Source organism: Microbacterium sp. H6 (assembly GCF_003314775.1).
GTDB lineage: Bacteria > Actinomycetota > Actinomycetes > Actinomycetales > Microbacteriaceae > Microbacterium > Microbacterium oxydans.
Genome location: NZ_QOAY01000091.1, coordinates 1 through 2551, shown reverse-complemented (window position 1 = coordinate 2551; position 2551 = coordinate 1). Strand labels below are relative to the sequence as shown.

Sequence of the window (2551 nt, the reverse complement as noted above, 5' to 3'; positions counted from 1 at the left end):
GCACGCCGCCAGGCCTACGCGTCGTCGTGGTGCCTGTCGAGCGATGTCGGACACTCGGTGCACCCGAACTACGCCGCCAAGCACGACCCCGTGGTGCAGCCGGTGCTCGGATCGGGACCGATCCTGAAGATCAACGCCAACCAGCGCTACGCCACGGATGCGGTCGGCACGGCATCGTGGCGTTCCTGGTGCGAGCGCGCCGGGGTCACGACGCAGGAGTTCGTATCCAACAACAGCGTGCCGTGCGGTTCGACCATCGGCCCGATCACGGCGACCAGGCTCGGCATCCGTACGGTCGACGTGGGCATCCCCATCCTGTCCATGCACTCCGCGCGAGAGCTCGCAGGGGTCTCGGACCTGCACGATCTGACCCGCACAGCGCAGTCCTTCTTCGCCGGCTAGGCCCCCGCCGGCTGCACACCGCGGCGGGGCCGCCGCCGAAACCGCCTGCGACCGCCTCGGCAGTGCCAGGATGTGAGCATGACGGACATCAAGCCGGCCCTCATCGAGCGTGCGGGCATCGAGATCATCCCCGAATCCGAGCGGACAGCGAAGCCGCGAGACCTGTTCTGGCCGTGGTTCGCCGCGAACGTGTCGGTGTTCGGCATGTCGTACGGGTCGTTCGTCCTCGGCTTCGGCATCTCGTTCTGGCAGGCGACGATCGTCTCGGTCATCGGCATCGTCGTGTCGTTCCTGCTCTGCGGGCTCATCGCGATCGCCGGCAAGCGCGGCTCCGCGCCGACGATGGTGCTCTCGCGGGCGGCCTTCGGCGTGCAGGGTCAGAAGGTGCCGGGCATCGTCTCGTGGCTCACCTCGATCGGCTGGGAGACGTTCCTCGCGATCATGGCCGTGCTCGCCACCGCCACCGTGATCACCCAGCTCGGAGGTGATGGAGACAGCATCGCGCTCAAGATCGTCGCCACCGTGATCGTCGCAGCGCTGATCGTCACGGCGTCCGTGCTCGGCTATCACACGATCATGAAGCTGCAGTCGGTGCTCACGTGGATCACCGGTGTCGTGACCGTGCTCTACATCGTGCTCGCCGCTCCGCAGGTGGACCTCGCGGTCGTGCTGGCCCGACCCGACGGCGGCGTCGGCCAGGTGATCGGCGCGCTCGTCATGGTGATGACCGGGTTCGGTCTCGGCTGGATCAACATCGCCGCCGACTGGTCGCGCTATCAGAAGCGCACCGCATCGGACGGGGCGATCGTCGCCTGGAACACGATCGGCGGATCGGTGGCACCGGTGATCCTCGTGGTGTTCGGCCTGCTCCTGGGCGGCTCCGACGAAGACCTCATGAACGCGATCGCCGCCGACCCCATCGGCGCGCTCGCCTCGATCCTGCCCGTATGGGTGCTCGTCCCGTTCCTGCTCACCGCGGTACTCGCCCTCGTCTCGGGCGCGGTGCTGGGCATCTACTCCTCCGGGCTCACGCTGCTCAGCCTCGGCATCCGGATCCCCCGCCCGTCCGCCGCAGCGATCGACGGGGTCATCCTCACGGTCGGCACGATCTTCGTGGTGTTCTTCGCGACCGACTTCCTCGGACCGTTCCAGAGCTTCCTGATCACGCTCGGCGTGCCCCTCGCCTCGTGGGCCGGCATCCTCATCGCCGACATCCTGCGCCGCCGGAAGGACTACGACGAAGAGGCACTGTTCGACCAGCGCGGACGCTACGGCGCGTGGGACTGGACCTCGATCGGCACGATGGTCGTCACCAGCGTGATCGGCTGGGGCCTGGTCGTGAACAACTTCGCCGAGGACGCAGCCTGGAACAACTGGCAGGGCTACCTGCTGTTCCTCATCGGCGGCCGCGACGGCGAGTGGGCCTATGCGAACCTCGGAGTGTTCTTCGCGCTGGTGCTCTCGTTCCTCGTGACGTACTTCGCGAGGGCGGCGAAGATCCGGCAGCAGGAGGCCGCGTGAATGCGTCCGCGACCACCGACACCTGGCTCGTGGTGATCGATCCGCAGACCATCTTCGCCGCGCCGGATTCCGCCTGGGGGTCGCCGTTCTTCCCCGAGGTGATGCCCCGCATCCGCGCCCTGGCCGACGCGTTCGGCGATCGCGTGCTCGTGACCCGCTGGATGCCGACCGCCGACCGGACGACGTCGTGGGGTGCGTACTTCGACGCCTGGCCCTTCGCGGACCAACCGCCGAGCGATCCCCTGTTCGCCCTCGTCCCCGACGCCGAGGCGCTCTCGCCGCACCCGAGCATCGACCTGCCGACGTTCGGCAAGTGGGGTCCGGAGCTCGAGGGGACCATCGGACGCGGCGGGCACGTCGTGCTCGCTGGCGTCTCGACCGACTGCTGCGTGATCTCGACCGCGCTGGCCGCCGCCGACGCGGGCGCACACGTGACGATAGCGGCCGACGCCTGTGCCGGTTCGACCGCGGAGAATCACGCCGCCGCCCTGCGGGTGATGAGTCTCTACCCCCCGCAGATCACGATGAGTGACACCGCGACGGTGCTCGCGGCTCACTGACCCGCGCCGACCTGACCGCGGCGCCTCAGGCGGAAGCGCGGACCGCTGCGGCGATGTCGGAGGGGGAA

At 68.7% G+C, this 2551-nt stretch carries 2 protein-coding genes and 1 pseudogene; all 3 read left to right on the top strand.

Features of this window, described 5'->3' with window-relative positions; genetic code table 11:
- Positions 1 to 402, top strand: a pseudogene (locus tag DSP71_RS06170) (M18 family aminopeptidase); the annotation flags it as partial.
- 78 nt (positions 403 to 480) lie between these two features.
- Entirely contained in the window at positions 481 to 1923 is a 1443-nt protein-coding gene (locus DSP71_RS06165; protein WP_061015727.1) for a cytosine permease, read from the top strand.
- Entirely contained in the window at positions 1920 to 2483 is a 564-nt protein-coding gene (locus DSP71_RS06160) for a cysteine hydrolase family protein (protein WP_113680647.1), read from the top strand. The genes DSP71_RS06165 and DSP71_RS06160 overlap by 4 nt, the downstream gene beginning before the upstream one ends.
- Positions 2484 to 2551 lie beyond the last annotated feature (68 nt).

Excerpts from the sequence above, each read along its gene's own strand:
- DSP71_RS06165 (WP_061015727.1), top strand. The coding sequence starts at position 481 with ATGACGGACATCAAGCCGGCCCTCATCGAGCGTGCGGGCATCGAGATC.